Origin of the sequence: Limosilactobacillus sp. (assembly GCF_022482365.1) — a bacterium.
Classification (GTDB): domain Bacteria; phylum Bacillota; class Bacilli; order Lactobacillales; family Lactobacillaceae; genus Limosilactobacillus.
Genome location: NZ_JAKVPE010000001.1, coordinates 566,650 through 592,050 on the forward strand (window position 1 = coordinate 566,650; position 25,401 = coordinate 592,050).

At 54.7% G+C, this 25,401-nt stretch carries 23 protein-coding genes; 8 read left to right on the plus strand and 15 right to left on the minus strand.

Going from position 1 to position 25,401, the window contains the following annotated elements; translation table 11 throughout:
• Positions 1-4 precede the first annotated feature (4 nt).
• From LKE23_RS02700 to LKE23_RS02710, 3 genes are all read right to left on the minus strand, one after another.
• Entirely contained in the window at positions 5-718 is a 714-nt protein-coding gene (locus LKE23_RS02700) for a DnaD domain-containing protein (protein WP_291977966.1), read from the minus strand.
• Between the two features lie 76 nt (positions 719-794).
• The gene (locus tag LKE23_RS02705) at positions 795-1,313 is read right to left on the minus strand and encodes a cell wall elongation regulator TseB-like domain-containing protein (RefSeq protein WP_291977967.1); all 519 of its coding nucleotides are present in this window, start codon (positions 1,311-1,313) and stop codon (positions 795-797) included.
• A 75-nt stretch (positions 1,314-1,388) separates the two neighbouring features.
• Positions 1,389-4,250 (minus strand): helicase C-terminal domain-containing protein, encoded by a 2,862-nt coding sequence (locus tag LKE23_RS02710; RefSeq protein WP_434737605.1) that lies wholly within the window; start codon positions 4,248-4,250, stop codon positions 1,389-1,391.
• 205 nt (positions 4,251-4,455) lie between these two features.
• Between LKE23_RS02710 and mvk the strand changes: the two genes are divergently transcribed.
• The 4 genes from mvk (at position 4,456) to fni (ending at position 8,632) form a co-directional block, all read left to right on the plus strand.
• Positions 4,456-5,403, plus strand: a complete 948-nt coding sequence (mvk, locus tag LKE23_RS02715; RefSeq protein WP_291977969.1) for a mevalonate kinase — start codon at positions 4,456-4,458, stop codon at positions 5,401-5,403.
• Positions 5,403-6,395, plus strand: coding sequence for a diphosphomevalonate decarboxylase (mvaD, locus tag LKE23_RS02720; protein WP_291977970.1), 993 nt, complete (start codon positions 5,403-5,405; stop codon positions 6,393-6,395). The genes mvk and mvaD overlap by 1 nt, the downstream gene beginning before the upstream one ends.
• 18 nt (positions 6,396-6,413) lie before the next feature.
• A complete protein-coding gene (locus LKE23_RS02725) occupies positions 6,414-7,523 on the plus strand; it encodes a phosphomevalonate kinase (protein WP_291977971.1) in 1,110 nt (369 codons plus the stop codon).
• A 65-nt stretch (positions 7,524-7,588) separates the two neighbouring features.
• Positions 7,589-8,632, plus strand: coding sequence for a type 2 isopentenyl-diphosphate Delta-isomerase (fni, locus tag LKE23_RS02730; protein WP_291977972.1), 1,044 nt, complete (start codon positions 7,589-7,591; stop codon positions 8,630-8,632).
• Positions 8,633-8,690: 58 nt separating this feature from the next.
• On the opposite strand, the gene LKE23_RS02735 is transcribed toward fni, so the two are convergent.
• The 7 genes from LKE23_RS02735 to LKE23_RS02765 form a co-directional block, all read right to left on the minus strand.
• On the minus strand, positions 8,691-9,659 hold the full coding sequence (locus tag LKE23_RS02735; RefSeq protein ID WP_291977973.1) for an L-lactate dehydrogenase: 969 nt from the start codon (positions 9,657-9,659) through the stop codon (positions 8,691-8,693).
• 23 nt (positions 9,660-9,682) lie between these two features.
• Entirely contained in the window at positions 9,683-10,423 is a 741-nt protein-coding gene (locus tag LKE23_RS02740; protein WP_291977974.1) for an LrgB family protein, read from the minus strand.
• A gap of 14 nt (positions 10,424-10,437) precedes the next feature.
• Entirely contained in the window at positions 10,438-10,848 is a 411-nt protein-coding gene (locus LKE23_RS02745) for a CidA/LrgA family protein (protein WP_291977975.1), read from the minus strand.
• Positions 10,849-11,128: 280 nt separating this feature from the next.
• A complete protein-coding gene (locus LKE23_RS02750; protein ID WP_291977976.1) occupies positions 11,129-11,863 on the minus strand; it encodes a LytR/AlgR family response regulator transcription factor in 735 nt (244 codons plus the stop codon).
• Positions 11,860-13,611, minus strand: coding sequence for a sensor histidine kinase (locus LKE23_RS02755; RefSeq protein WP_291977977.1), 1,752 nt, complete (start codon positions 13,609-13,611; stop codon positions 11,860-11,862). Before LKE23_RS02755 ends, LKE23_RS02750 begins: the two co-directional genes overlap by 4 nt.
• Positions 13,612-13,621: 10 nt before the next feature.
• Positions 13,622-14,488, minus strand: coding sequence for an SPFH domain-containing protein (locus LKE23_RS02760; RefSeq protein WP_291977978.1), 867 nt, complete (start codon positions 14,486-14,488; stop codon positions 13,622-13,624).
• Positions 14,489-14,500: 12 nt separating this feature from the next.
• A complete protein-coding gene (locus LKE23_RS02765) occupies positions 14,501-15,877 on the minus strand; it encodes an RsmB/NOP family class I SAM-dependent RNA methyltransferase (protein ID WP_291977979.1) in 1,377 nt (458 codons plus the stop codon).
• A gap of 162 nt (positions 15,878-16,039) precedes the next feature.
• Between LKE23_RS02765 and LKE23_RS02770 the strand changes: the two genes are divergently transcribed.
• The gene (locus LKE23_RS02770) at positions 16,040-16,852 is read left to right on the plus strand and encodes a Cof-type HAD-IIB family hydrolase (RefSeq protein WP_291977980.1); all 813 of its coding nucleotides are present in this window, start codon (positions 16,040-16,042) and stop codon (positions 16,850-16,852) included.
• Here LKE23_RS02770 and LKE23_RS02775 read toward each other — a convergent pair.
• Together LKE23_RS02775 and LKE23_RS02780 are read right to left on the minus strand one after the other, a co-directional pair.
• Positions 16,849-17,097 (minus strand): hypothetical protein, encoded by a 249-nt coding sequence (locus LKE23_RS02775; protein ID WP_291977981.1) that lies wholly within the window; start codon positions 17,095-17,097, stop codon positions 16,849-16,851. The two genes, LKE23_RS02770 and LKE23_RS02775, sit on opposite strands and share 4 nt — an antisense overlap.
• Positions 17,098-17,303: 206 nt before the next feature.
• Complete coding sequence (locus LKE23_RS02780; RefSeq protein ID WP_291977982.1) at positions 17,304-18,644, minus strand: APC family permease; 1,341 nt, start codon at positions 18,642-18,644, stop codon at positions 17,304-17,306.
• Positions 18,645-18,839: 195 nt separating this feature from the next.
• On the opposite strand from LKE23_RS02780, the gene LKE23_RS02785 reads away from it, so the two are divergent.
• Complete coding sequence (locus tag LKE23_RS02785) at positions 18,840-19,970, plus strand: IS30 family transposase (RefSeq protein WP_291976173.1); 1,131 nt, start codon at positions 18,840-18,842, stop codon at positions 19,968-19,970.
• 116 nt (positions 19,971-20,086) lie between these two features.
• Here the strand turns inward: LKE23_RS02785 and LKE23_RS02790 are convergent, their stop codons facing one another.
• Together LKE23_RS02790 and LKE23_RS02795 are read right to left on the minus strand one after the other, a co-directional pair.
• Positions 20,087-20,350: a hypothetical protein gene (locus tag LKE23_RS02790; protein WP_291977983.1), complete on the minus strand. Its 264-nt coding sequence runs from the start codon at positions 20,348-20,350 to the stop codon at positions 20,087-20,089.
• Positions 20,351-20,398: 48 nt separating this feature from the next.
• Positions 20,399-20,911 carry a hypothetical protein gene (locus tag LKE23_RS02795; RefSeq protein ID WP_291977984.1) on the minus strand — a complete coding sequence of 171 codons (513 nt, stop codon included), beginning with the start codon at positions 20,909-20,911 and terminating at the stop codon, positions 20,399-20,401.
• Positions 20,912-21,037: 126 nt separating this feature from the next.
• Here LKE23_RS02795 and LKE23_RS02800 point away from each other — a divergent pair, with 126 nt between their 5' ends.
• Both LKE23_RS02800 and LKE23_RS02805 read left to right on the plus strand, forming a co-directional pair.
• Positions 21,038-21,790, plus strand: coding sequence for a potassium channel family protein (locus LKE23_RS02800; RefSeq protein WP_291977985.1), 753 nt, complete (start codon positions 21,038-21,040; stop codon positions 21,788-21,790).
• Positions 21,791-21,890: 100 nt separating this feature from the next.
• Positions 21,891-24,779 carry a YfhO family protein gene (locus tag LKE23_RS02805; protein WP_291977986.1) on the plus strand — a complete coding sequence of 963 codons (2,889 nt, stop codon included), beginning with the start codon at positions 21,891-21,893 and terminating at the stop codon, positions 24,777-24,779.
• Between the two features lie 234 nt (positions 24,780-25,013).
• Here the strand turns inward: LKE23_RS02805 and LKE23_RS02810 are convergent, their stop codons facing one another.
• Entirely contained in the window at positions 25,014-25,316 is a 303-nt protein-coding gene (locus tag LKE23_RS02810) for a hypothetical protein (protein ID WP_291977987.1), read from the minus strand.
• Positions 25,317-25,401 lie beyond the last annotated feature (85 nt).

Sequence of the window (25,401 nt, forward strand, 5' to 3'; positions counted from 1 at the left end):
TTAATTATTCCCCAAGCTTGTAGATCGGGATTTGCGGGCCAGCCGAATGCTTTCCCTGACCGCTTGCGGGCTGACCCTTGGCCGCCCGTTGATTTTCAAATTGGCGCTCGTGTTCGGTGATATCGTGCTCGGTCCGCAGGTTCTGCCGCGCCCAGCTCTGCAGGATCCGCTCCATGTACTGAAGATTGCGGGCGCTGTTCATGACCGCCTGACGCAGGGCCAGCTTGATCATCGCCGGCGTATAGTTGTCCTTATCCTGCCAGTCGTTGACGATCTGCAGCTCCATCGCCGACAGGGGCCGCCCAAACTCGCTCTCCAGCATGGCAAAAATCTGCTGGCGGGTATTCTGCTGCTCCTTTTGTTCTTCCTGGTTTACCGTCTGCAGGTCCAGGGTCGCCAATTTAGCCAGCAGCGGTGTGAAGTCGTAGATGGCGTCTTCCTTGCCATCGGCCAGCTGCCGCATCTTTTGTTCGACCAAGTGGTTGGTCATCATTTGATGCAGCTGGTTGAAGACCTGGGTCTCATCGGTGCCCAGGTTTTTGGCAATCAGGCGGATATCGGGATTCATCGTCCCGCGGTCCTGATAGGACTTAAACTGCAAATACAAGACCAGCTGCGCAGTCGTGAGCCCCAGCTGCTTGTAATGACGCAGCAAAAGGTTGCTCACCGTCGTTTCCCCGGCCTGCAAATAGCGTTGCAATACCGTCTCTTCAGTCAACTCAATCACCCTTTCTCTTAATGTGATCCAAACGAAAAGAGAAATCGTAACTGCGAGTTACAACTCCTCTAATTAATTACAGGTTATTAATGTTTTGCACGTACCGGCCGGTCTTAAAGTTGATCAGGTCGTACGACAACTTGCCCTTCTTGCTCCGGTAGGTTACTTCCCAAACCACCTTGTCGTTGAAGATCCCCGGTGCCACCTTTAGGATCTCAGCCGACTTATGGTTAGCCTTGGTCTGGGCGCGCACCTGCTTTTCCGTGACGCCGCTGCTCTGCTTAACCACCCGGATGTTGCCCCCGTGCTGGGGAACGATTACCAGGATCGGTTGATTCGACTGGTTGCGGCCCGTGATCGTGTAGTAGGTACTCTCGCGGTTAAAGATGTAGAAGTGCCCCGGCGAATGCAGGTGGGCATACTTTTCGGCCATCGTGATCGTCTGCCGCCGGGCCGCGGCCCGTGGTTGATTGGCAACCGCGTAGACACTCCAGCCCACCAGCAGCAGAATTAAAATTGTTAGTAAAATGTTGCGAATCGTGCGCAGCGCGGAACCACGGTTCTGTTCGCGCTGGACCTCACGTCGACTTTGCATGCGATTATTCCCTTCCTACGTCTGGCGTCGAAACGTCAGTAGTCATGTTAATCTTAGCAATTATACCAAAAAAGCTCAGGCTTGTGGGGGCTGGTGGTTCTTTTTTAAGAAATTATTTGCCGTTAGGATCAGCTGATCGGTCGGCAGGACCTGAATCGGCAGTTCCTCGGGGAAGCTCTTCAGGATCGTCGCGCCGTACCGCCGCTGGTGCAGCCGCGAATCCAGCACCACGGCCACCCCGTAGTCGTCCGGCGTCCGGATCAGTCGCCCAACCCCCTGACGCAGCCGCATCGTCGCCTTTGGCAGGGCCGACTGGTAGAATGGATTTTTCCCCTGGCGCTTCAAGAGATCGTTGTGGGCCCGGGTCATCACCTCATTGGGCGCATCAAATGGCAACCGGGTCACGATCAAAAGCTCTAGGGCGGTCTTCGGCAGGTCAACCCCCTCCCAGAAGCTCGTCGCCCCCAGAAGAATGGCGTTATGACCGTTGGCAAACTGCTTTAAGAGCTTTTCCCGACCACCGGTGATCCCCTGGGCCAGGATATCACGCTGGTCGAAGAGGTCGGTGTCGCGCAGCTGACCATAGACCTGCTCGATCATCACCAGGGAATTGAAGAGAATCATCGTCTGGCAGTCGGTCTTCTTGGTCAGGTGGTAGATGGTCCGGCTGAGGTAGCGAACATAGTCGGCGTTGGTCCGGGCACTCGGCACCGGCGCATCCTGGGCCACCAGGAGCCGAGCGTGGGACTGGTAGTCAAATGGCGAGGCAAAGCGCTTGGCCAGGGTTGCCTTGCGGTCCAGGTCCAACTGCGAATAGAGGTAGTGCGAGCGTGCCGAGGAGAAGAGGGTCGCCCCGGTGAAGAGCGGCTGGGCAAAGTACGGGTAGACGTTCTCGGTCAGGTAGTGATTGGCCTCGAGCAGGCCCCCGTTCAATTGCATGGCACTATACTCGCTGGACTGGCGAATCCGCAGCCAAAAGGCAGCACTATCGCCTCGCTGCTGGAGAATCTCATTGTACTTGTTCAGGGTCGCATCGGCGGCACTCAGCTTGGCCATCTGACTCTGGAATTGGCTCATCAGGTAGCGATCACTGGGCAGCCAGCGGTCGGCCTGCTGGGTAAAGATATGCTGGAGGGCCGAAAAATGCAGCTGAACGCTGCCCAGGGCCTGCTCCAGATTCATCATCAACGGCCCGCCCACGTCCAGCAGCTGCTCCAGCTGGTCATTGTCCAGGGCGGTTTCGATCAGCTCGTTCTCCCCGTTGACGTTCGACTGCTGCATAAACTGCCGGTAGAGCGCCTGCTGGAACTGGTTGACCGCCTCCTCAATATTGGTCAGGTCGCCACGGAGGAGCTCAACGTTGTAGCTGGCCAGGGCGTGGTCGGCAAAGATGTCCGTCAGGTTGCGTTCACTGCCGTTGCTGACCAGGCCGCTGAGCACGTGGATGGCCGAGCGCAGGTGGGGAAAGTCAAACTGCCGCCGCGACCGGCGGAGGATGTTGTCGCTGAGGTGCTGGGCCTCGTCGACCACCAGGTACGGCCGCCGGGTGCCATCGCCCAGTTCCTGGGCATGGGCAACCAGGTAGGCGTGGTTGGTGATGATGATATTGGCCTGCTTGAGCCGCTTATTGCGCCGCACCAGGAAGTCGTCGTTGTACAATTCACCATCTGGGTTCAGGCTAGTGATCCCGTGGTGGCGGATCTCGGTGAAGTACGGCGACTGCTGGGTCGTCAGGTTCAGCTCATCGAGGTCCCCGCTGGTCGTCTCCAGGAGCCAGACCAGGATCCGGGCCTTTAGAAGTTGGACCAGCTTGGACTCCTCAATCACGCTGAGCGACCGGGCAAACTTGGCCAGGTCGAGGTAGTGGTCGTTTCCCTTGATCACCACGGCGTTCATTTGAAATGGCAGGACGGCGTTGAGCTGACGGACCGCCTGCTGGGCAATCTGCTGCTGGAGGAGGTTGGTGGCCGTGCTGACCACGATCTGCTTGTCCGGATAGGCCACGTAGCTAAGTGGCAGAAGGTAGCCCAGGGTCTTCCCACTCCCCGTTCCGGCCTCGACGATCATGCTCTTCGGCTCGTCGTGGGTGTAGTTATTGTAGATGCTGTTCATCATCTTGGCCTGAACCGGCCGGACGTCCAGCTGGTCACCAAAGAGCTTGGCCTTGGCCCGCTTGGTCGATGGGTACCGCGGCGTCTGCGCAGGCTTAGCAACCGTCAGCGGCCGTTGTTTGTGCAGGGCCAGGCCATGGCTGACGTAGAGGTCCTCGCTTAGCGGCAGCGGGTGGTCCACCCGGCGTGCCAACTCATCCTCAAAGACCGCCGCCGTCTGCTGGGGCAGGGCCAAGTGTAATTCGACGATCCGTTCCAAAGTCAGCGTTGGCAGCTGATGGACCCGCTTCAAGAGATCAATCAGGAGCTGAGCCGTCGCTTCGGCATCGGAAACCGCACTGTGGGGATGATCATGCTCAATGTGCAGTGAGCTGGTCAAATCCCGCAGACGAAAGCTCTGAGCGGTCGGCAAAAGAATTTGGCTGAGCGTAACCGTGTCGATGGCCCGAATTGGCAGGGTCGGGTAACCCGCCCGTTCCAGCTCCGCATTGAGAAATGGGAAATCAAAATTGACGTTATGGGCCACGAAGATCGTGCCCGTCAAAAGGCTGTAGATGGTGCCGGCCACGTCCTCAAACAGTGGAGCCTGCCGAACGTCCCGATCGTGAATACCCGTCAGCTGGACGATTGAGTGGGGGATCTTTTCCCGCGGATTAACCTTCGTTTCAAATTGGTTAATCACCTGGCCATCCTGGACCAGGACGCAACCGATCTGAATAATCCGGTCGCCATGATTGACGCTGGTGCCGGTGGTCTCCAGGTCGACTACCGAATAAATTGGCGCCTTCTTGTCGCGCTTAGGGCGTCGTTGTTTTTGTTTATTCACACTTATCACCGAATCTCTTCAATATTAATTGTTAATTCTGTCTTCAATGATACACCATTCCCAATTCGTTTGTCCCCTAATTCCACCATCGACTTGTCCGGAAAAATTATTTAGATTTAGTAACGACTCCTGCCCGCCCCCTTTTCTAAAAACGAATTATAAGTTATGATGAAGAATGGAATTTTTTAGAAGAAAGTAGGTTACGATGGTGAAACAACAGGGGATTGGTCACAGTTGCGCGAAAATCATTTTGATGGGGGATCACAGCGTTGTCTATGGGCAGCCGGCAATTGCCCTCCCCCTCCCCAGCGTCGGACTAACCGTCACGATTACCAGCACCACAGCTGGGCAGACAGTCGAGAGCCGTTATTACACGGGCGACTGGGATGCTCTGCCGGAGGAAATGGCGGGAGTTAGCAAGCTGATCGCAACCCTGGTCGACCGCTTCGGTGGCCAAAATGATCACTGGCACCTGACAATCGAAAGCCAACTGCCGGCCGAACGGGGAATGGGTTCTTCGGCGGCGACCGCCATCGCCATTGTCCGGGCCTTTTTTGATTACTACGAACAGCCCCTCGACCGGCCGACATTACTGCAGCTCGCCGACGTTGAGGAACAGATCACTCACCGCAGTCCGTCGGGGCTCGATGCGGCCACGGCTAGTTCTAAAACGCCCCTTTACTACATCAAGGGGCAGGCCGGCACGTCCATCCCGCTTAACCTGCAGGCCACGATGGTGATTGCCGACACCGGAATCAAGGGCGCCACCAAGGAGGCAATTCTGGGGGTTCAGGAACTCCTCAAGAATGATCCGGCCAACGCCCAGGCTCACATTGAACACCTGGGTGAACTGGTCAAGGCCACCCGCGGCTTCCTCGCCAACAACGAAGTCAACAAGCTGGGGACGGCACTAAATGCCGCCCAGGAAGATCTACGCGCCCTGCAGGTCAGCGACGATCACCTGGATCACCTGATCGAGGTGGCAATCGCCAACGGCGCCCTGGGGGCCAAGCTGACTGGTGGGGGCCGGGGCGGCTGCATGTTTGCGATAACCCGGACTGCGCTGGGCGCTCGCAAGCTGGCCAGCATCCTCAAGGAGAACGGGGCCCGGCAGACCTGGATTCAACCACTGGATACACGAGGTGAACAGTAATGGCGACCGCCAAAGCACATACAAACATTGCCCTGGTCAAGTACTGGGGTAAGAAGGATCAGGAATTGATCATTCCGCAGACGGACAGCCTGTCACTAACCCTGAACGAGTTCTACACGACGACCCGGGTCAACTTTGATCCGAACCTGGCTGCAGATCAGGTCACCATCAATCATGAGCTGCTCTCGCCGGCAGCGGCTAAGCGCACCAGCGCCTTCTTGGACCTGGTTCGCCAGCGCTCTGGTCGGCAGCAGTTTGCCCGGGTTGATTCCATCAACCACGTGCCCACGGCGGCGGGCCTAGCCTCGTCTGCCTCGGCCTTCGCCGCCCTGGCCGGCGCCGCCAGTGCTGCGGCCGGCCTTTCGCTTGACCGGCGGGAACTATCCCGGCTGGCCCGCCGTGGTTCCGGCTCGGCCACCCGCTCGATCTTCGGGGGCCTGGTGGAATGGCACCGTGGCCACGACGACTCGACCTCCTTTGCCGAACCGATTATGGAAAAGCTGGACTTCGGTCTCGAAATGCTGGCCATCATGATCAACACCAAGAAGAAAAAGGTCACCAGTCGCCAGGGGATGCAGGCCAGCGTCACCACCTCACCCTACTACGCCAGCTGGCGCGAGGTCGTGGCAACCGACATGCAGGCAATGAAGGACGCGATCAACCGTCGCGACATTCCGGCTATCGGTCACATCGCCGAGGAGAATGCCCTGCGGATGCACGCCCTCACCCTTTCCGCCGATCCGGGTTACACCTACTTCAATAGTGCCACCCTGACGGCGATCCAGACCGTACGGGCACTGCGTGAAAATGGGATTGACTGCTACTTTACAATGGATGCCGGGCCCAACGTCAAGGTCATTTACGACCGACAGGATCGGGACCGGGTTATCAGTGGCCTGACTCAAACATTTGACCGGGATCAGTTGGTGGTTTCGCCGGCCGGACCGGGAATTCAGATTTGGAATGAAGACAACAATCAAGCGTTACTATAATAGGGGGATTTGGAAACTTTGATTACTGAAAAAGCACCGGGCAAGTTATACATTGCCGGGGAATACGCCGTCGTCGAGAATGGTTATCCGGCCATTCTGGTCGCACTCGATCAATTTGTCACCTGCACCATCACGGAAAGTGCCCGTGAGGTGGGACAAATTATCAGTAAGCAGTACACCAACGACCAGTTGAGCTGGCGGCGGATGGGCGACCGGATGGTGGTCGACAAGCGGGACAACCCCTTCTCTTACATTCTTTCCGCCATTCGCGTCACCGAGGAATACGCCCGCAGCTTCGAGCGGCACTTGCGGATCTACGACATGCACATCGACAGTCAGCTCGATAGTGCCAGTGGCCGCAAATACGGTCTTGGTTCTTCCGCTGCCGTGACCGTGGCGACCGTCAAGGCGCTCTGCCACTTCTACCACCTGCCCGTTAATAAGGACCAGATCTTTAAGCTCGCGGCCATCGCCCACTTCGCTGTTCAGGGCAACGGCTCTTTGGGTGACGTCGCAGCCTCCGTTTACGGTGGCTGGATCTCCTACCACTCCTTCGACCGCCAGTGGCTGGCCCAGCAGCGCCAATACCTAGATCTCAAGACCCTGGTTGACCTGCCCTGGCCAGACCTGAAGATTGAACCGCTCGTGGCACCGGAGGACCTGGAGCTTTTGATCGGCTGGACCGGAAAGCCGGCCTCGACCTCCCAACTGGTTGACAAGATCTCCCTCTTCAAGGCCCGCCAGCAGGACGAGTATCACCGTTTCCTGGAGGACAGCAAGGCCTGCATTCAACGAATGGTCGAAGGTTTTCACCAGCAGGACCTCGAAGTCATCAAGCGCGAAATTCGCTACAATCGCGACCTGCTCAAGCGCTTGGGGACACGCTCGGGTGTCGACATCGAGACCCCCGTCCTGAATCGGCTCTGCCAGATTGCCGAGAAGTTCGGCGGTGCGGCCAAGACGTCCGGTGCCGGTGGCGGTGACTGCGGGATCGTCGCGATCGACCGGCACGCCAATTTCCACGGGGTCCTGAAGTCCTGGGCCAAGGAAAAGATCGAGCAGCTGCCACTGTCGGTTCACTTCATCGATGACATCAAGTACAGCGTTCAACAACGATTACCGCTGTAAAAGCATAGAAAATAAAGGGTGATGACAAATGCCTTGCCATCACCCTTTTTAGGAGATAATTAACCATGGAATCACAACAAGCACATCGTAAAGACGAACACCTTTCCCTGGCACTCGCCACCTACCAGCAAACCCACGACCAAGACTACTTCAATCAGGTGCGACTGATTCATGACGCCCTGCCGGAAACTGCCCTAGCCGAGGTGGATCCACGAGTTCAACTTGGTCAGTCACTGACCCTCGACTGGCCCTTCTACCTCGAGGCGATGACCGGCGGCAGCAAGCGGGCAGCAACGATCAATGCCAGCCTGGCCAGGCAGGCTGCTAAGCACCACCTGGCCATGGCCACCGGTTCGCTAAGCGTTGCCCTTCGTGAGCCTGCCACCCGTGACTCCTTTACCGTCGTTCGGGAGCTGAATCCTGATGGTAAAGTCTTCGCTAATTTAAGCGCCGGGGCCAGTCTCGAAGCCGCCAGGAAGGCAATTGATCTTCTCCAGGCCGATGCCCTCGAGCTACACCTGAACGCCGCCCAGGAGCTAATCATGCCCGAGGGGGACCGGGCCTTCCACTGGCTGGACAACATTGGGCACCTGGTTGAGGAATTGCCGGTACCCGTAATCGTCAAAGAGGTCGGTTTCGGCATGAGCAAACGGACGATTTCCCGCCTGATCAAGGCCGGGGTTTCCTATATCAACGTCAGCGGTCGGGGCGGTACTAATTTTGCCGCGATTGAAAACCGGCGCAACCACCAGCTGGACCTGGCCGACCTCGAGGATTGGGGCCAGACCACCCCGGAAGCCCTCCTCGAGGCCCGGGCCGTCCAGCCCACGGTCAACCTAATTGCCTCCGGTGGCATCGTTAGTCCCCTAGACCTGGTCAAGGCCGGCGTCCTCGGTGCCCAAGCGGCTGGGGTGGCGGGCTACTTCCTGCGCGTCCTCGTTCGCCAGGGTGAGGACGCCCTGGATGAGGAACTCAGCCGGTGGCAGGAGGAGCTTAAGCGGCTCCTCACCCTGCTCGGCTGCCAACGCTTCACCGACCTCCCGCGACAGATAGACTTCGTCTTGACTGGAGATCTTTACACTTACGCTCAGCAGCGCGCCCTGCTCTAAACTGATTTTAATTTTACCTACTAAAAAAGCCCGCTAGCATTGCTAGCGAGCTTTTTGACTACCAGAGATAGTTAACTAAGCCAACCTTAGTCATCCCATCAGTAGCGGTCTTCTTTAATGTTTTTGCTGACTTGGCCATTGCGGCTTGTTCACGTTCATCCAATTGAACTTCGATGATCTTCGCAATTCCATTTGCGTTGACCACTGCCGGAGTACCAAGATAGATATCCTTGACCCCGTATTCGCCATTTACATAGGCCCCAACGGGTAAGACAGCATTTTCGTCACGCAGAATAGCTTTCGTGATCCGCATCAAGCAGGTCGCCACACCGTAGTAGGTGGCACCCTTGCGATTGATGATTTCGTAAGCCTTGTTCCGGACGTTGTCTTCGATTTGAAGCAGTTCGTCCATGGAAACATGCTCTTGCTTGGCCAGCTCCAGCCGTGGTAAGCCCCCAATTGAGGCACTGGAGTAAGCAGCAAACTCGGAATCACCATGTTCAGCCATAACGTTGATGTTAACGTCGCGCGGATCACCACCGAAGCGGTTGGCCAGAACCACCCGCAGACGGGCGGAATCCAGTGACGTTCCGGAACTGATTACCTTGCTGCTTGGGAAACCGGAGATCTTTTGAACCGCGTAGGTCAAAATATCAACTGGGTTTGCGGCTACCAGGAAGACTCCGTTGAATCCACTGGCAACGATTGGCTGGACGATTTCCTTCATAATCTTCAGGTTCTTACCAACCAATTCCAAGCGCGTCTCACCGGGCTTCTGGGCAGCACCGGCACAGATAACAACCAGGTCCGCGTCTTTGCACGTGTCATAGTCCGCAGCGTAAACCTTCTTAGGAGCCGTGAAGACGGTGGCATCTTCTAAGTCGAAGACATCCCCCTCCGCACGCTTCTTGGTCAGGTCAACGATGGCCAGCTCTTCGGCTAACCCCTGCTGAACCATTGCGTAGGCGTAGGCTGAACCAACAGCACCATCACCGACAAGGACGACTTTTTGATGATTTTTGGTCATAAACAGTTATCCTCCAACGACTATTACATGAACAGGTTAGCGTAAATTGGTACCAAGATGTCCATTGCCAGAGAAATGATCAGAACAGAAACACCGGCCATAGCACCTTGAACTTCACCAAGGGACAGAGCCTTAACGGAACCAACCGTGTGCCCTGCAGAACCTAAACCTAAACCAGTAGCAACGGCTGAGATCTTGTTGAGGCGCAGAACCTTGATAAGGAATTCGGCCAAGGCGTAAATAACAACGGCGTTAAGGATACATGCCATAGCAGTAACAGCTGGAACACCATGAACACCGGCAGCGATAGGCATAGCAACGGCGGTAGTAGCAGCTTGTGGCAGCATAGAAGCAGTTGAAGCAGCGGAAAGACCGAACAGCTTACATACAAGTTGAATCAGGAACAGTGAAATGAATCCACCGACGAAACAAATAACAATGATATCGAACCAGTACTTCTTGAAAATGTCGTTAACCTTGTAAATCGGAATAGCGAAGGCCATGGTAGCTGGGTTCAGGAACCAGAAGATAATGTTACCACCTGGCAGGTAGTACTTGGTGTAAACGGCAGCAGTCGTAGAACCAGTGCTCTTAGCCCAAATAGCCAGGATAACAATCCCTAATACCATCCCGACAAGCAGTGGGTTGAAAAGGAAGAACCCATTACTAATCTTGGATAACCACATACCAATAAGGTAAACAAGCAGTGAAATGAAAATACCAGTGAATGGTAAAGCTAGATTCGTAGCAATTGTAGCTGACATGATAATTGGCCCCCTTAGTCTTTGTCCTTGTTGCCAGTGATCTTGTGGTGAATACCCATAACCAGAGCACCAGTGTAGGCAATGACGATCAGCAGGATGATGGTAGCGATAACGATAACGCAGACATCCTGGATACCTTCACGACGCATGATGTCGAGGTGGGCAGCCAACTGGATTCCTGATGGAACGAACAGGAATGCAATAAGACCGATCATAAAGGTACCAAACTTTTCAACTTGGTGCAGCTTTACGATGTGAGTAGCCAACAGAATGTACAGCAGAACCATACCAATCAAAGGAGTTGGTACGACGAAGCTTGCTGGAAACAGATCAGAGATCAGTTGAGAAACAAACAGAATAGCAGCGAAGATTCCCATTTGAACATAAATGTTGGAAGCTTCTGGCTTTTTATCCTTCTTGTCCATAATATATTCCCTCCCACAGAAATAATACATAGAAATAATTGCTAGACATTGCGATTGCAATATCATTACAACTGTAATGATACAGCAACATTTCCACTTTGTGCGGGTTTTAACAATGAAATGGCCCAAATCCAGGATAAGTTGCCCTCACCGTGCCCTGAAATGCCCTCAATTTTGTTCAGTTGCCAACAAATTGTCTTTTATGTCGACCTAACAATTAAGCAAAAAAGAAAAGCGCCCATTTCCCCTTGCGGATATAATGAACGCTCTCAATAGAAAATTATTGCAATCCGAGTGCTTTTTTTACGTCGGCAACGTAGGACCGGCTGACCGGCACCTTGCTGCCATCCTTTAAGGTTAACTCGTAGGTGTGATTAAAGCTGGGTTCGAACTCGCTGACCATGTTGAGATTGACCGCGAAGCTCCGGTGAACTCGGATAAACTGGGCCGGGTTGAGCTGCTTCAACAGGTTCGTCAGCGTCTGCTTGCTGGCGATCTGGTGACCCCCAACCGCGTAAACCACGGTTTCACCACCCTGGGCCTGGATGTATAGGATCGCGGTCTTCTGAACAATGATCGTCCGCTCATCGTTAGTCAGGGACAGGCGCGGGTTCTCCTGGATGCTCGATGCCTGGGTCGTCTGGCGCGGCACCGCAGTGATAATCTTTTGGACCCGCTTGATGGCGTCATTGACCCGGTCCTGGGAGAAGGGCTTCAGCAGGTAGTCGATGGCATCGGCATCAAAGGCGTCGAGAGCGTACTGGTCATAGGCGGTTGCGAAGACGATGTAGGGGCGGTTAGGCAGGTCCTTGAGGCTTTCTGCCAGTGCCATCCCACTGCCATCTGTCAGTTGGATGTCCAAGAACATCAGCTGGGGGTGTTGACTGGCGACGATCTTGCGCGCCGCGTCGACCCCCTCCGCCTCATAGATCGCGTCGACCTGCGGGTTCTGTTCCACCAGGTAATGCAGCTCCTCGCGTGCCAGTGGCTCATCATCGACAATTAACACCTTCATGATTGTGACTCCCCTTTCGTTGTGAGCGGAATAGAAATAGTAACCGTTGTGCCGTTTTTGCCGGTCGCAAAGTCCAGCTGGCTGCTCTTATCGTACAGACCGATCAGCCGCTGGTTGAGGTTCTGTAGAGCGGTCCCGGTGCCGTGGGCGGACGGAACGGCGGTCTGACCGAGCTTGGCCAAAATATTGGGGTCAATCCCCGTCCCGTTATCGGCCACCGCGATCAGCAACCGGTCTCCCTTCTGCTTAAGATTGACGTTGACGACGTTACCGTGTCGCCGCTGACCAAAGGCGTGCTTCAGGGCGTTTTCCACCAGCACTTGGATGGTGAAAGGCGGCAGGAGGACGTTGTCGTCGACCTCACTGTTGAAGTTCACCAGGTAACGGCCGGGAAAACGGGTCTGTTCCAGCGTTAGGTAAGCATTCACCTGTTCACGTTCCTGGGCCAGGGTGATCTGGGTCGACCGGGCCCCCACCAGGTTGGACCGGAAATAGGTCGAGAGCTGGAGCAGGAGCTGGCGAGCCTTTTCGGCATCGATCCGCATCATAGCGCTGATCGTGTTGATCGCATTGAAGAAGAAATGCGGATTGACCTGGGCCTGCAGCGATTTGATTTCGGCATCTCGAACCAGCTTAGCCTGTATTTCGGCCTGGCCGAGGGCGATCTGGTTGGCAAAGATTTCACCTAGTCCGGTCCCCAATTGAATTTCAACCGGGGTCAGGCGCCAGGACTGGGTATAGTACATCTTAAGCGTTCCGATGACCCGATCCTTGATCCGCAACGGGACCACGACCGCCGCCTCCAGCGGGCAGTCCGGATGGGTGCAGCCAATCTCTTCCTTCGTTCGGGCAACGTGAACCTGGCCGCTCTTGATGACGATCTCCGACAAGTTGGTCAGCATCATTTTGCCCGGAACATGGTGATCGCTGCCAGCGCCGACGTGGGCCAGGATCGTCTGGCGGTCGGTAATGCTGACGGCGTCAAAGTTCGTGTACCGCCGGATTGCTTCGACCACCTGCTGGGCCGAGGTCATGTTAAGGCCGTTGCGCAGGAAGGGCAGGGTCTCCTTGGTCAATTGAAGGACCGAGTGAGTCTGCGTCGCCCGGGTGTCCTCCTCCTGGCGCAGGTACATGGCAATGATCGACAGGAAGATCGAGGTCCCGATTGAGTTGATCAGAATCATCGGCAGGGCAATGTAGTGCACCAGGGTCCAGCCGGTCGGGCTAAAGAGGAAGACAAAGATCATCTGAATCGTTTCCATGATCAGGCCGACCAGAAAACCGTGCCAGGGCGTCATCACCGTCATCGGGTTGCGCCGGTCGTTATAGAGGTAGCCGGACAAAAGACCGATCAGGGCCGAACTGGGAACGTAGAACCAGGCCTCGGGTGCCATGCCCCCGAGGATCACCCGGTGCATCCCGGCAATCAGGCCGACGCTACCCCCGACCCAGGGCCCGCCGATAATCCCAGCAACCGAGACGGCCAGAATCCGGGCGTTGACGATGGAGTAGTCCGGGGCAATCGCCGTCAGGAAAATCTTATTGTGCACCTGGTTGGATGGATCAATTTCGATCCCGGTGAAATTAGCAATCAGGGCGAAGATCGCGAAGATAAAGGTCAGCTGCACCTTGGCCAGCCAGGAATCGGAAAAGAGCAGGCGGCGGAAGGCCCGAATGTTAACCAGCAAGAAGGCCAGCATGACGATGAAGCCGACCCGCTCGATCATTAGAATTGTCAGGTAAAACATTGGCGAATCCCTATTGCTGCGTTCCGGTGTTGATGACCGGCTGGGTGCCCCGCTCGCTGATGATCGCCACCATGATGTTGTTGATGATCTGCAGACGCTGCTCGTCGGTCAGGTCGAGCTTGGCCTCCTTGGCCAGACGGTCGATCGCATCTTCGGTAATCGAGACGGCCCCCTCAACGATGATCTTCCGGGCCGAGAGGATGGCCGCGGACTGCTGCTTTTGAAGCATCGCACTGGCAATTTCGGTGGCGTAGGCCAGGTGGGTCAGCCGGGTCTCAATGATCTTGACTCCGGCGACGTTCAACCGGGCCTGGAGTTCCGCCGTCAGCTTGTCGGAAACCTCGGTCGGGTTGGAGCGTAGGGTCAGGGCCTGCTCGTCCTCAAAGGTATCGTACGGGTATTCGCTGGCCACGTGCCGGACCGCCGACTCGCTCTGAATCTGAACGAACTGCTCGTAGTCGTCGACCGAGAAGAGAGCCTTAGCGGTGTCGACAACCTTGTAGACGATCACGGCCGCGATCTCCACCGGGTTCCCCTTGGAATCGTTAACCTTCAGGATCTGGCTGTTGAAGTTGCTGACCCGCAGTGAAACCCGCTGCTTGTCGGTGAAGGGCACCGTCATGAAGAGACCGGCGTCGCGGATGGTCCCGATGTAGTTACCAAAGAAGGTCAGCACCTTGGCCTCGTTGGGCTGGATGATCGTCAGTGAGGTTGCAAAGATGATCACGACAACCAGGACGATGGCCCCGAGCAGGAGCGTACCGACGTGGCCACCGCGGTAGCCCAGGTAGACCAGCCAGCAGCCAACCAGGGCCCCGGCAATCGCCAGCAGCAATCCGAGGTAGCCGTTAACGTGAAACGCATTCTTTTCCTTCATTAAATATTCCCCCTAGAAACGTAATCCCTTCGGATAGAAATTCTTAATCGTGGTGCCGACCCGCTTGCCAAAGCCAGTGGCGTGGCCCGCACAGGTCAGCAGGTACCAGCCGTTTTTCCCTGGCTGATCGATTGTTATCACGTCACCATGAACGTACTGGCGCCATTGCTCTTCCGTCAGTTCCAACACGTGTGAACACTTGGCAGGATCAAGCACCAGGGCCCAGGCCAAGGCCGGCTCAAAGCGGTTCTTCTTGAAGACTCCCAGGTGCAGTCCCGGACGCAGGACCGTCATGCCGGTCACGTCCGGCATCCCCTCCGGCAAGCTGTAGAGCTGATCTCCAAAGGTTAGCAGATGTGTGGCCGCCTCCTTTGGCGCCAACCAATCGCGCACCGCGGCGAACTCAGCTTGGGCCTGCTTATCCAGCTTCCCCTGCCGACGAGTTCCCTTCTTCTTCCGGCGCTTAGGGCTTGACTGAACGATGTCACCGTCCGCAGCGGGCGCACCGTTCTGCAGTTTGGCGATGAAGTGCCCCTCCCCCTGAATGTGATGAGGGAAAAGCCGGACCGCATGCTTCAAGTCCGGATTGCCATCAGCCCATTCCGGTCGGCCGTCATCCATTCCTGGGTACTTCTTAATTGGCACCATTCGCAGCTCCGGATAGTTGTCCAGGAGCCAGGCAATGTTTTGCTCGTCTTCCTCCGGTGCGAAGGTGCAGGTCGAGTAGACGAGGATCCCACCCGGCTTCAGCATCTTCAGTGCCGAGGCCAGGATCTTCTTCTGCCGGTTGGCGCACTCGCTTGGGTAGTCGGGATTCCAGTATTCAATCCCGGCCGGCTCCTTGCGAAACATCCCCTCACCCGAGCAGGGGGCGTCGACCAGGATCCGATCGAAGAAGTGGGGAAACTGCTCCTCCAGTTCGGCCGGGCTCTCGTTGGTCACCACGGCACTGCGGGTCCCCCACCGTTCCAGGTTTTCGGCCAGCACCTTGGCCCGCTTACGAAAGATCTCGTTGGCCACTAGGAGCCCCTGATCACGCATCTTGGCGATCAGATGGGTGGTCTTACCGCCCGGGGCCGCGCAGAGATCTAAGACCCGCTCACCCGGCTGGGGATCGACGACCTCGCCGACATACATGGCCGACGGTTCTTGGCTATAGATCGCCCCAGTCACGTGATCCAGGGACTTGCCGGAAACAGTGCCGTAGTAGCCATCCGGAACGTAGGGCACCTTGCCCGTCGCCGTTTTTATGGTTGCTCTCGGTGCCGGCTTGAGGGGGTTAACCCGAAAGCCGCTCTGGCTGGGCTGATCAAAGGTCGCCAAAAAGGCTGGCGCTTCGTCCCCGAGCAAGCGCTGATACTTTGTAACAAATTCCGCTGGTAATTGCAAAATTTCTCCTCCACTCTTTCTAGTTATTTCCTATTGTACCCTATTTTTATAGGAAGAAAAACTGCCCATTGCCGGCAGAATTACAAACTAATTTAGTTAACTTTTGGCCCCGATTTGCGTATAATGATAACTTAATAAGCTCTTTTAGGAAGTGAATACCGATTGAATCAACACTTAATTGCCATTGATCTCGATGGAACAACCCTTAACAACCAGTCACAGTTAACGACCGAAACCATCCGGACGCTGCGGGCCGCGGCTCACGAAGGCCACATCGTCAGCATCATCACCGGCCGGCCCTACCGAATTGCCCAACGGATCTATGATGAAATCGGCATCCGAACGCCGATGGTCAACTTCAACGGCGCCCTCACCCATATCCCCCACCAACACTGGGACAAGGAATACGACGTTGAATTGACCCGCGAGATCGCCCTCGACCTGCTCGCCCAGCACGAACGGCTCGGCATCGACACGATCACAGTCGAAAATAAGTTCCGCGTCTGGGCCAACCACGCTAGCAACCACCTGCCGGAATTTCTGCCCAACCGGCTGCAGCCCAATCAGGTGCTGACCGCCGACAACCTCGACGGCAACCCGATCGCACTGACGATCGAGTACCAGCCGGAGCACGAGCAGGACATTATCAAGGCGGTCAACGAAAAATACGGGGACTTCGTCGAACCGCGAATCTGGGGTGGCCCTTATAACATTTTGGAGCTGATCCACCGTGGCACCCATAAGGAATCGGGGATGTTCTACATCGCCAAGCAATACAACATCAGCAAATCCAACATCATTGCCTTCGGGGACGAGCACAACGACCAGGAGATGCTCGATGCCGCGGGGCGCGGTGTCGCCATGCAAAACGCCATCCCGGCAATCAAAAAAATTGCCGACGATGTCACCAGCGTCGACAATGATCACAATGGCTTGGCTAAGTATCTCCAGGCCTACTTCAAACTAGAAGCCTAGTTAAACATTAACATTTTGGCCAGATAACCGACCACGACGATCACGAAAAGGACCATGATCATCGTGGTCGTTGTTTTATGCTGCTCGGCGGCCCGGCTGTTGGTGATGAGAATCAGGCAGCCACCACAGGCGAGGATGACCCCAAGCGTAATCGTGGCCAGCCGCGCCGTGCCGGTCAGGGCAAAGGCCGCGGCGATGACAATAATTCCGATAATTGCTAGTAAGATTGATGCTTTTTGACGCATTAATAATTCCCTTCTTTAATTAATAAAAAATATAACATTAAACATTACCAATTAACGATCACATTTGTTATAATAAAAGGCGAAGGCAATCCTGCAATTGCTTTCGCCAATATACTTCTACCACAGGTTCCTCTGATCTACCCATCAGGGGACCTGTTTTATTTTAGCACGATTTGGGACCGGTGATAAAGTCCTAACCAACATTTTTACATTTGCCGACGCTTATCCATCTCCTTGACTGCCCAGAGCACCGGCAGGCCGAGGATGGTAATGCCGACGAAGAGGACCACGCCCCACGGATCATTGACGACCTCGCTGGCCAGGACGAAGAGCGCCCCGGCGATGGAGATCAGCGGAATAATCGGGTAGAGCGGTGTCGAGAACGGCCGCGGCTTCCCCTGGTTGCGCCGCCGCAGGATGAAGATCCCGATGAAGGCCAGCGTGTAGAAACAGTAAACCGTAAAGACGCAGAGGTCCGACAGGTGGTCGGGATCAAAGAAGCACATCATGACCGTCGCCAGTGCGATGATGAAACCGATCGCCACCACCGATTCCTTGGCCTTAGGAGTGACGTAAGACAGGTAACGGGAGAACGGCAGGTCGTGACGCTTGGCCATCGCGTAGACAATCCGCGGGAAGGTCATGATCTTCCCGTTGATCGTCCCCATCATTGAAATGATGATCCCGATCGAAAGCAGGCGGCCGCCAATCTTCCCGAAGGCCTTCATCGCCAGGTAGCTGGTCGTCCCTTCGCCGAGCTGGTGAATCTTGGCCGCCGGCAGGAAGCGGAAGACACCGAAGGTAATCAGGGTGTAGATGACCAGGACCGAGCTGACCCCGATGATGATCGCCTTGGGCAGCAGCTTTTGCGGGTTCTTCATTTCACCACCCAGGTTAGCAATCAGAATCCAGCCGTCGTAGCCGAACAGGGTCGCCAAGACGGCCACCCCGAAGTTGCCGCTGGCCTGGTGAACCTGGCCGACCGTCTGGCCAAGGGCGTTTTCGTGACCGAAGAAGATCCCGAAGATGATGATCGCGGCGATTGGGATCAGCTTCCCGATGGTGGTCAGGATCGCAAATCCGGCCCCGACCCGGTTGTCGAGCAGGTTCATCGCTCCGATTGCCAAGATGGTAATCACCGCCAGTGGAACCCGCCAGGAAGCGGACAGGCCAAAGAGCTCGGTCATCAGAATGCTCATGAAACCGGCGACCGAAGCAATGATTGCCGGTCCGTAGACAATTGCCTGCATCCAGCCGGAGAGAAAGCCGGTCAAGCGCCCGTAGATGGTTTCAATGTAGACGTAGAGTCCACCGGTGTAGGGCATCTGCGAACCGATTTCGGCAACCGTCAGCCCCGAGGTCAGGGTGATCAGCCCACCGACGACCCAGGCCAGCAAGGCCAAAGTGGAGGAACCGGCACTATCCAAAACTGAAGCTTGCTTAAAGAAGATTCCGGAACCAATGATCGTCCCGATTACGATTGATAGTGCAGACCACAGGCCGAGGGAACGGTTGAGCTCCTCGTTCGTGTTTTGTGGTTTCTCCATGCGCACATCACTCCTTTTGTTCTTGCTTTCTTTTTAATTGATTGTTTTCTATTCTAGCAAAGTTATTACATTAATAAAAGGTAGATTATAGAATGAAGTTAGCCACCCAGTTGGTGGTAAATAAAAAACGCCATTCGGCGTGACATCAGGTATCATATTAAGTGAACCAAACCTATATGAAAGGATGTCCGTCAAATGACGCACTTAAATGATACCATGTCTACTATTTTATTGACTACTCATAAAAAGAATGCTCATCTTACTAAAGAAGAACGTGTGATGATTGCGACTTTAAAGTCGCAAGGACTTTCCAATCGCGCAATTGGTCGCCAATTAGGAGTTAATCATCAAACAATTAATAACGAGCTCAACCGTGGTACGGTCCGCCAACTTCGTCGTCAAAAATCTAATGGTAAGATTTACGAATATTCTTACTACATCTATAGTTATGAAGCTGGTCAGGCCACATATCTTGAACATCACCGCCATTCTGGTCGTCGTCGCTTATATTATTCTTCAAAGCAATTTTTACGATTAGCTGATCAGCTAATGCTTGGTGAGTTTGACGACCACCATTACTCCCCACAAGCGGTTATTTATAAGGCTCGAGATTTAATGAATGATGGCACCCTGATCCCAAAGTCGGTTGTAACTTTATATCAATGGATTAATGAGGGTGTGCTTCGTACGTCCAATTTAGACCTCTTTGAAAAACCTAAACGTAAGCATCATCAAACTCATCCGCAAGCTAAAAGGTGCTTAGGGCCTAATATTGCTCAACGACCTCAAACTGCGGACCAACGGTCCGAAATTGGCCATTGGGAACTGGATACAGTTCAGGGACAGAAAAACGGTAATGACAGTGTTGTACTAGTAATGACTGATCGCCTTTCACGAGTTAATATCACGAGTAAAATTGCTGGTAAAACTGCGCATGCAGTAAATCAGTTCTTTATAAATTTGCGCCAGAAAATGGGCACAGATGCTTACTATCGCATTTTTAAGACAATAACCTCTGACAACGGTTCAGAATTTAGTGAGTTAACACAAGTTCACGATCATGTTTTCTATGCTGATCCGTATTCCCCTTGGGAACGTGGATCCAATGAGATCAATAACCGGTTTCTCCGCAAGGAGATTACCAAAGGTGAAGCTATAAATAACTATAGTAGTGCTCAGATCATAGCGACTAATGATTGGATGAATCACTATCCACGAGCTATGTTTAATGGACATTCGTCAATGGATATCTATCGTAAGGCCTTCTACCAAGAGATATCACAGCTCCATCAACCAATAATCAATTGGTCAGTATTATTTATTTGAGTCCAGTGGCTAACTTATTCTTGAAATTTAGGTACATTAATAAAAGCTTAAAAACTAATTAAGTTTTAAAAACGGCGAACATTGATTAAAAATCAACGTTCGCCGTTTGTGTTTTACTATTCAAACGCTCCCGCCAGGATCTTGGCTTGAGCAGTTTCCAATTGGTCCGCCGTCTCGCTGATGTGGTGGTTGACGACCCGTTCGTTAGCGTGAATATCATCGACCAGGAAATCGTGGATGGTGGTGATCGCAACCCCCGCATGGCGCAGGTGCAAAATGGTCATCGCGATCGCCAGCTCCTCCACCTTGGCCGCCGACAGTGAGGCGGGCGCAACCTCGACTACGCCCTGATAATAACCGGTCATGAATGCTTTGTTCATCCTGCTCATCTCCCTTTGTCTTCATTATAAGTCTTTTTGCGAAAGCGGTTAATCAAACTGCCAGCCCATAATCGCCATTTCGGTCATCGCGTCCCCGACCAGGGTCGAATAGAGGGTCATCTCGCTCTGCGGCACGCCACCGAGCGCCGGCAGATAGAAGTTGACGATCGCCCGGTAACCCGTTCCCGGCCGCGTTTGACTATCCCGTTCGATCCAGAGTGGGCTATAGGCGTCGAGTTCGTTATCGTGGTAGAAATTATAGTTCATGATCTCCTGTTGAAGAAGCTGGCGCACCCGCCGATAATCACAGCTCAAGCGCAGCTGATTCAGATCGTCGATCACCTCACCGGTATCACTGTTGAAGGGCGGGTAATCCTGAAAGTAGGCATTGATGCGCAGGAGAACACTCAGACTGAGGCTGGTAACGAAGGTGTTGCCCCGGTGAACGTCAAGAAGTTCTGCCGGGTCCGCGTGGATATCGTTGGCCAGTGTTCCCAGGTAGGGCTCCTCCATGGAGATTAATTCTGATTCGATTAGCTGTAAGTCACTCTTGTTGAGCATGATTCATCATTCCCTTTAATTGGCAATTCGAACCGGAAAGGCTGCTCCCAATTCAAATTGTCTATTTCTTCTAAGACGATTATACTATAATACCGAAAGAATTATTAACGATGGGGTGCCGGCGTCATGAAGAACAAAAGAATTATTTACCTAAGCTACCAGGTGTTCATTGCCATCCTGGCGATCATTACCATCGTCATGCTGCTGGCATACTACGCCGGCGATCTCAACCTCGACGCCTACCCTTATAACCTGATCGACAGCGGCATCTGGGCGGTCTTCGTGGTCGACTATCTCGTTCGCTTCGCCCGGGCCAAGGACAAGAAATACTTCTTCACCCACAACCTCTTCGACCTGCTCTCGATCATCCCCGCTTCCAGCATCTTCGCCTTCTTCCGAGTCGCCCAGATTGGCCGGACCTTTCGGATGCTCAAACTGCTGCGGATCGCCCGCCTGGTCGGCTTGACCGGCCGGCTCGCCAGCCTGTTCAAGCGCAGCGAATTTCTCTACTACCTCTACATCAGCATCGCCGTAATCCTGGTGGCCGCTGCCATGTTCCGGATCTCCGAAAAGTTTTCCTTCAACGAGGCCCTCTGGTGGGCGATTACGACCGCGACAACGATCGGCTACGGGGACATCACCCCCAAGACCGGCCTGGGCCGGGGCGCCGCAATCATCCTGATGTTTCTGGGAATCGGCTTCATCGGGATGTTGACCAGCACGATCACCGAATACTTCGCCAAGGAGGACGAGGAGAAGGTCGGCCGTCAGCTGGATCGTTTGGAAAATGAGAATCGGCAGCTAAAGCACGAGCTCGATGAGGTCAAGGCACTGCTGATCAAGCAGTCCAACGATTCCAACCATCATCAATCCGCTTAATCACTCCGCCCCGCCTGATTGCCGGGCGGATTTTTTATGCGCAGCCACTTTGAATAATGATAGAATAGTTGAGTATTACGTTAAACTTAAGGAGCACATCATGGATTTTTCGTTTCAACGCCGGACGGGACTGAAACGGCTGTACCTGGAATACAGCCTAATGTTCCTCTTTCTGGCCGCCTGCATCTTCGGGACCTACCTGGCCACCGGTCACACCTTTATTCTCAGCAAGGATGCCCTAAACCAGCACCTGCCACTGATGGTCAAGTACCGCCAGGCCCTGATCCACTTCTTCCACCACCCGGGCCAGCTGAATTTCTGGTCCTGGCAGATGGGACTGGGGACCGACACCTTCCAGGTCTACTCCTACTACACGATTGGGGACGTCTTTGCCTACCTGGCCCTGCTCTTCCCGGCAGCCAAGATGACGATGGCCTACCAGCTGATCGGGATGCTGCGGATGTACTGCGTCGGACTGGCCTTCGTCTACTTTGCCCAGCACTTTGATTTCCGGCACTCGGTCATCCTGATCGGGACGGTCGCCTACACGGTCAACGCCTTTCTCTTATACGCCTGCGTGGCCCAACCGTTCTTCACGACCCCCTTCATCATCTTCCCCCTGATCGTCGTCCAGATTGAGCGAATCCTCCAGGGAGGCTCGGCCTGGCCGCTGACCGGCGTCTTCATCTGGATGCTGATCAGCAACTACTACCTGGCCTTTGTTCTCGGCATCGGTGCGCTGGCCTACCTCGTGCTCCGGGTGGCCACCAAGTACCGCAAGCAGCTTAACTACTGGCAAGCGCTGGGCAAGCTGGCCTTTGCGACGGTTACCAGCCTGTTGGTTGCCAGCGTCATGTTGGTACCGGAGATCATTGCGATCATGAACTCCACCCGGACCGGGGCCGAGTTCGCTAACGGGCTCAAAGTCTACCCGCTCTACTACTATCTTTTCTTGCCCAAGCAATTGATCAACGGGGGCCAGTGGTACTTCATGTACTGGACGGCCCTCGGGGTGGTCTCAATCGGCTTCTTGGCCCTGGTATACATCTATTCGCGGCCCCGTCGCTACCCATTGTTGACAATCAGCCTGGGAATTTCCTTTATTATGCTGCTGATCCCGGCGGTCGGTGCCTTCTTCAACGGGATGATGTCGGCCTCTAACCGGTGGACGCTTTTAATCTACCTGCCGTTAGCGTTTGCGGTCTGCGTGATCGCCGAAAACGCCCCCAGCTTTGATCGCCACACCCTTTGGATCCTCAGCATCGCCACGACCATCTACTTGGCCATTTTGATTGCAACCTTCTACTTTGCCAACAACGACGACATCTTTATGCCGGTGCTCTTCCTGGTTCTCTCACTGATGGCGCTCTGGATGGTCAACTTCCACAAGACGCGCTTTCCGGATCGCTGGCTGCTGGCGATCGTCCTGCTCAACGCCGGCTTCAACGCCATCTACGCCGCCTTTCCCTACAAGGGGGACTTCTCCGACCAGATGCTCAGCCGGGGCGAATACCAGTCGATTACGGCCAATCGCTACGGCGGGCTCGATGCCGGGCTCAGCCGGACGCCGGCCTACCGGATTTCGACCATCAGCCAAAACCAGATCATCGACGGGCCGAACCTCGATAACGACCTGACCTCGGGCCTGCATAACATCGACTCCTACTACTCCCTGCAGAACAAGTACCTCGGTCAGTTCAACACCAGCCTGCAGAACAACCAGTACCAGGCCAACATCCCGATTCGCCAGGCCGATGATCGGACGATCATGAATAACTTCTTCGGTGTTCGTTACCTCTTTGTTCAGAGTAACAGCCTCAACGCCACCAAGCTGCCAGCCGGCTACTTCTTGGATCAGGCCAGCCAGCCGGTCATCAACTACGACGTCGGCCAGCCCAGCACCGCTACCAGCAAGGATCAGCTGATCCCGATCCAGACGCTACGCTACAAGACTAAGAACGCCTTCCCGCTGATCTACTGGCAGGATCACTACATCAGTCACCACCAGTACCGCAAGCTCTCGCCGAGCGAAAAGGAACGGGCCCTGGCGTCCGGGGTCCTGGTGGAAGGTCGAACCACGGGGATGAAGGCGGCTACGGTGACCCGGTCGATCCCGTTGAAGAGCGTCCTGGTTTCCAACCGTTTCAACAAGATCAACCCGACCAAGCTCAAGTACACCGACAGCGACGAGAAATACCAGCTCCAGTTCCCGCAGATGCAGAACAAGTCTTTCCGTAAACGGGTCCGGGGCAGCGAGCTCCATATCGAATTTTCCAAGATCAAATACACGCCCTTCTCGATGAAGGAGCAGATCAAGTACGACATGAAGCACCGCCTGGCAATGAGCAACCATCCCGGAACGGTCTTCAACCAACGCTTCAACAAGTACCGCTACTGGCGCTACCACGTCCTCAACGGCTCACCGGACATCTCGTTCCAGCTCAACTACACGAGCAAATTCGGCACCGCCAGCGTGGTCCAGGCCAAGCAGAACGTCCTCTCGCTCTTCAAGCTGGTCAAGAACGGCACGCTCAACATCGGTTACTACAGCGGTAACCTGCCACAAAAGCTGACCTTCAAGCCATCGAAGCTCGGCCGCTACGAACTGCGGTACCGGGTCGTGGCCACGAAGCTCGGCGGCAGCTACACCCGGCAGGTGCGGACCATCCAGCACCACGCCCTAACCAAGCTGAGGTTCAGCCGCAACCAGGTCAGCGGCCGGATCACGACGCCGCGCGCCGGGGTCCTGACCTCCTCGATCCCGTACTCGTCCGGTTGGCGGGTAACGGTCAACGGTCGCCCGGCCAAGACCGTTCGCACTAACCAGGCCTTCCTGGGGGTCTGGCTGCCGCGGGGCCGGCATAACGTCCGCTTCACCTACCAGACGCCGGGGCTAAAACAGGGAGCAATCATTTCCCTGATCGGCCTGGTCTGGCTTGCACTGGCGGGAATCGTCAGCCTGGTCATCCGACACCAAAAGCAAAATTAATGAAAAAAGGATCCCGTCCGCAACCGGTTTTCGGTTGTGAACGGGATTTTGTTACTTGATCAATAGGTCCAGGAAATTAACGATGTAATACAGCAACAGAGCGGCAATTCCTAATTGGCACAGTTCCCACAGCATGTGTAGGGCTTTCTTTTTATCCATTTCGATCCATCCCCATCCTGAAGTAATAATCTTATTATAACACCAAGTTAATTTTCTGGGCGATGGCCTAGGCAACTAGTCGTCGACCGCCCAGCCCGGATGAAGCCGAATCAAGCGTTGGTAGGCTGTCTGGAGCTGGTGACCAAAGCGTTGAGCCGCTTCGCCCGAGTAGTTGGGCAGGCAATCAATATCCTTTTCGACGGTGAAGCTCCCGTACTTGAGGTCCTCCATGATCGCCGCAGCGTTCTTCTCCGAGATTATTAGGAAATAACCGTTATCGTACTTCTCCAGGTCCCCATAGCCAGGCACGTACTCGTCGGGCGTGTATTGATCGAAGAGTTCCATCGCCAGCAGTTCCTTTATCAGTTGTTTTTTCATTTTTGTCCCCCCTCTACTCTATATAGACGGAAGAACTTTGCTTTTGTTCGAAAAAACTTTTAAATCTTTTTTCGTCAAAATCCGG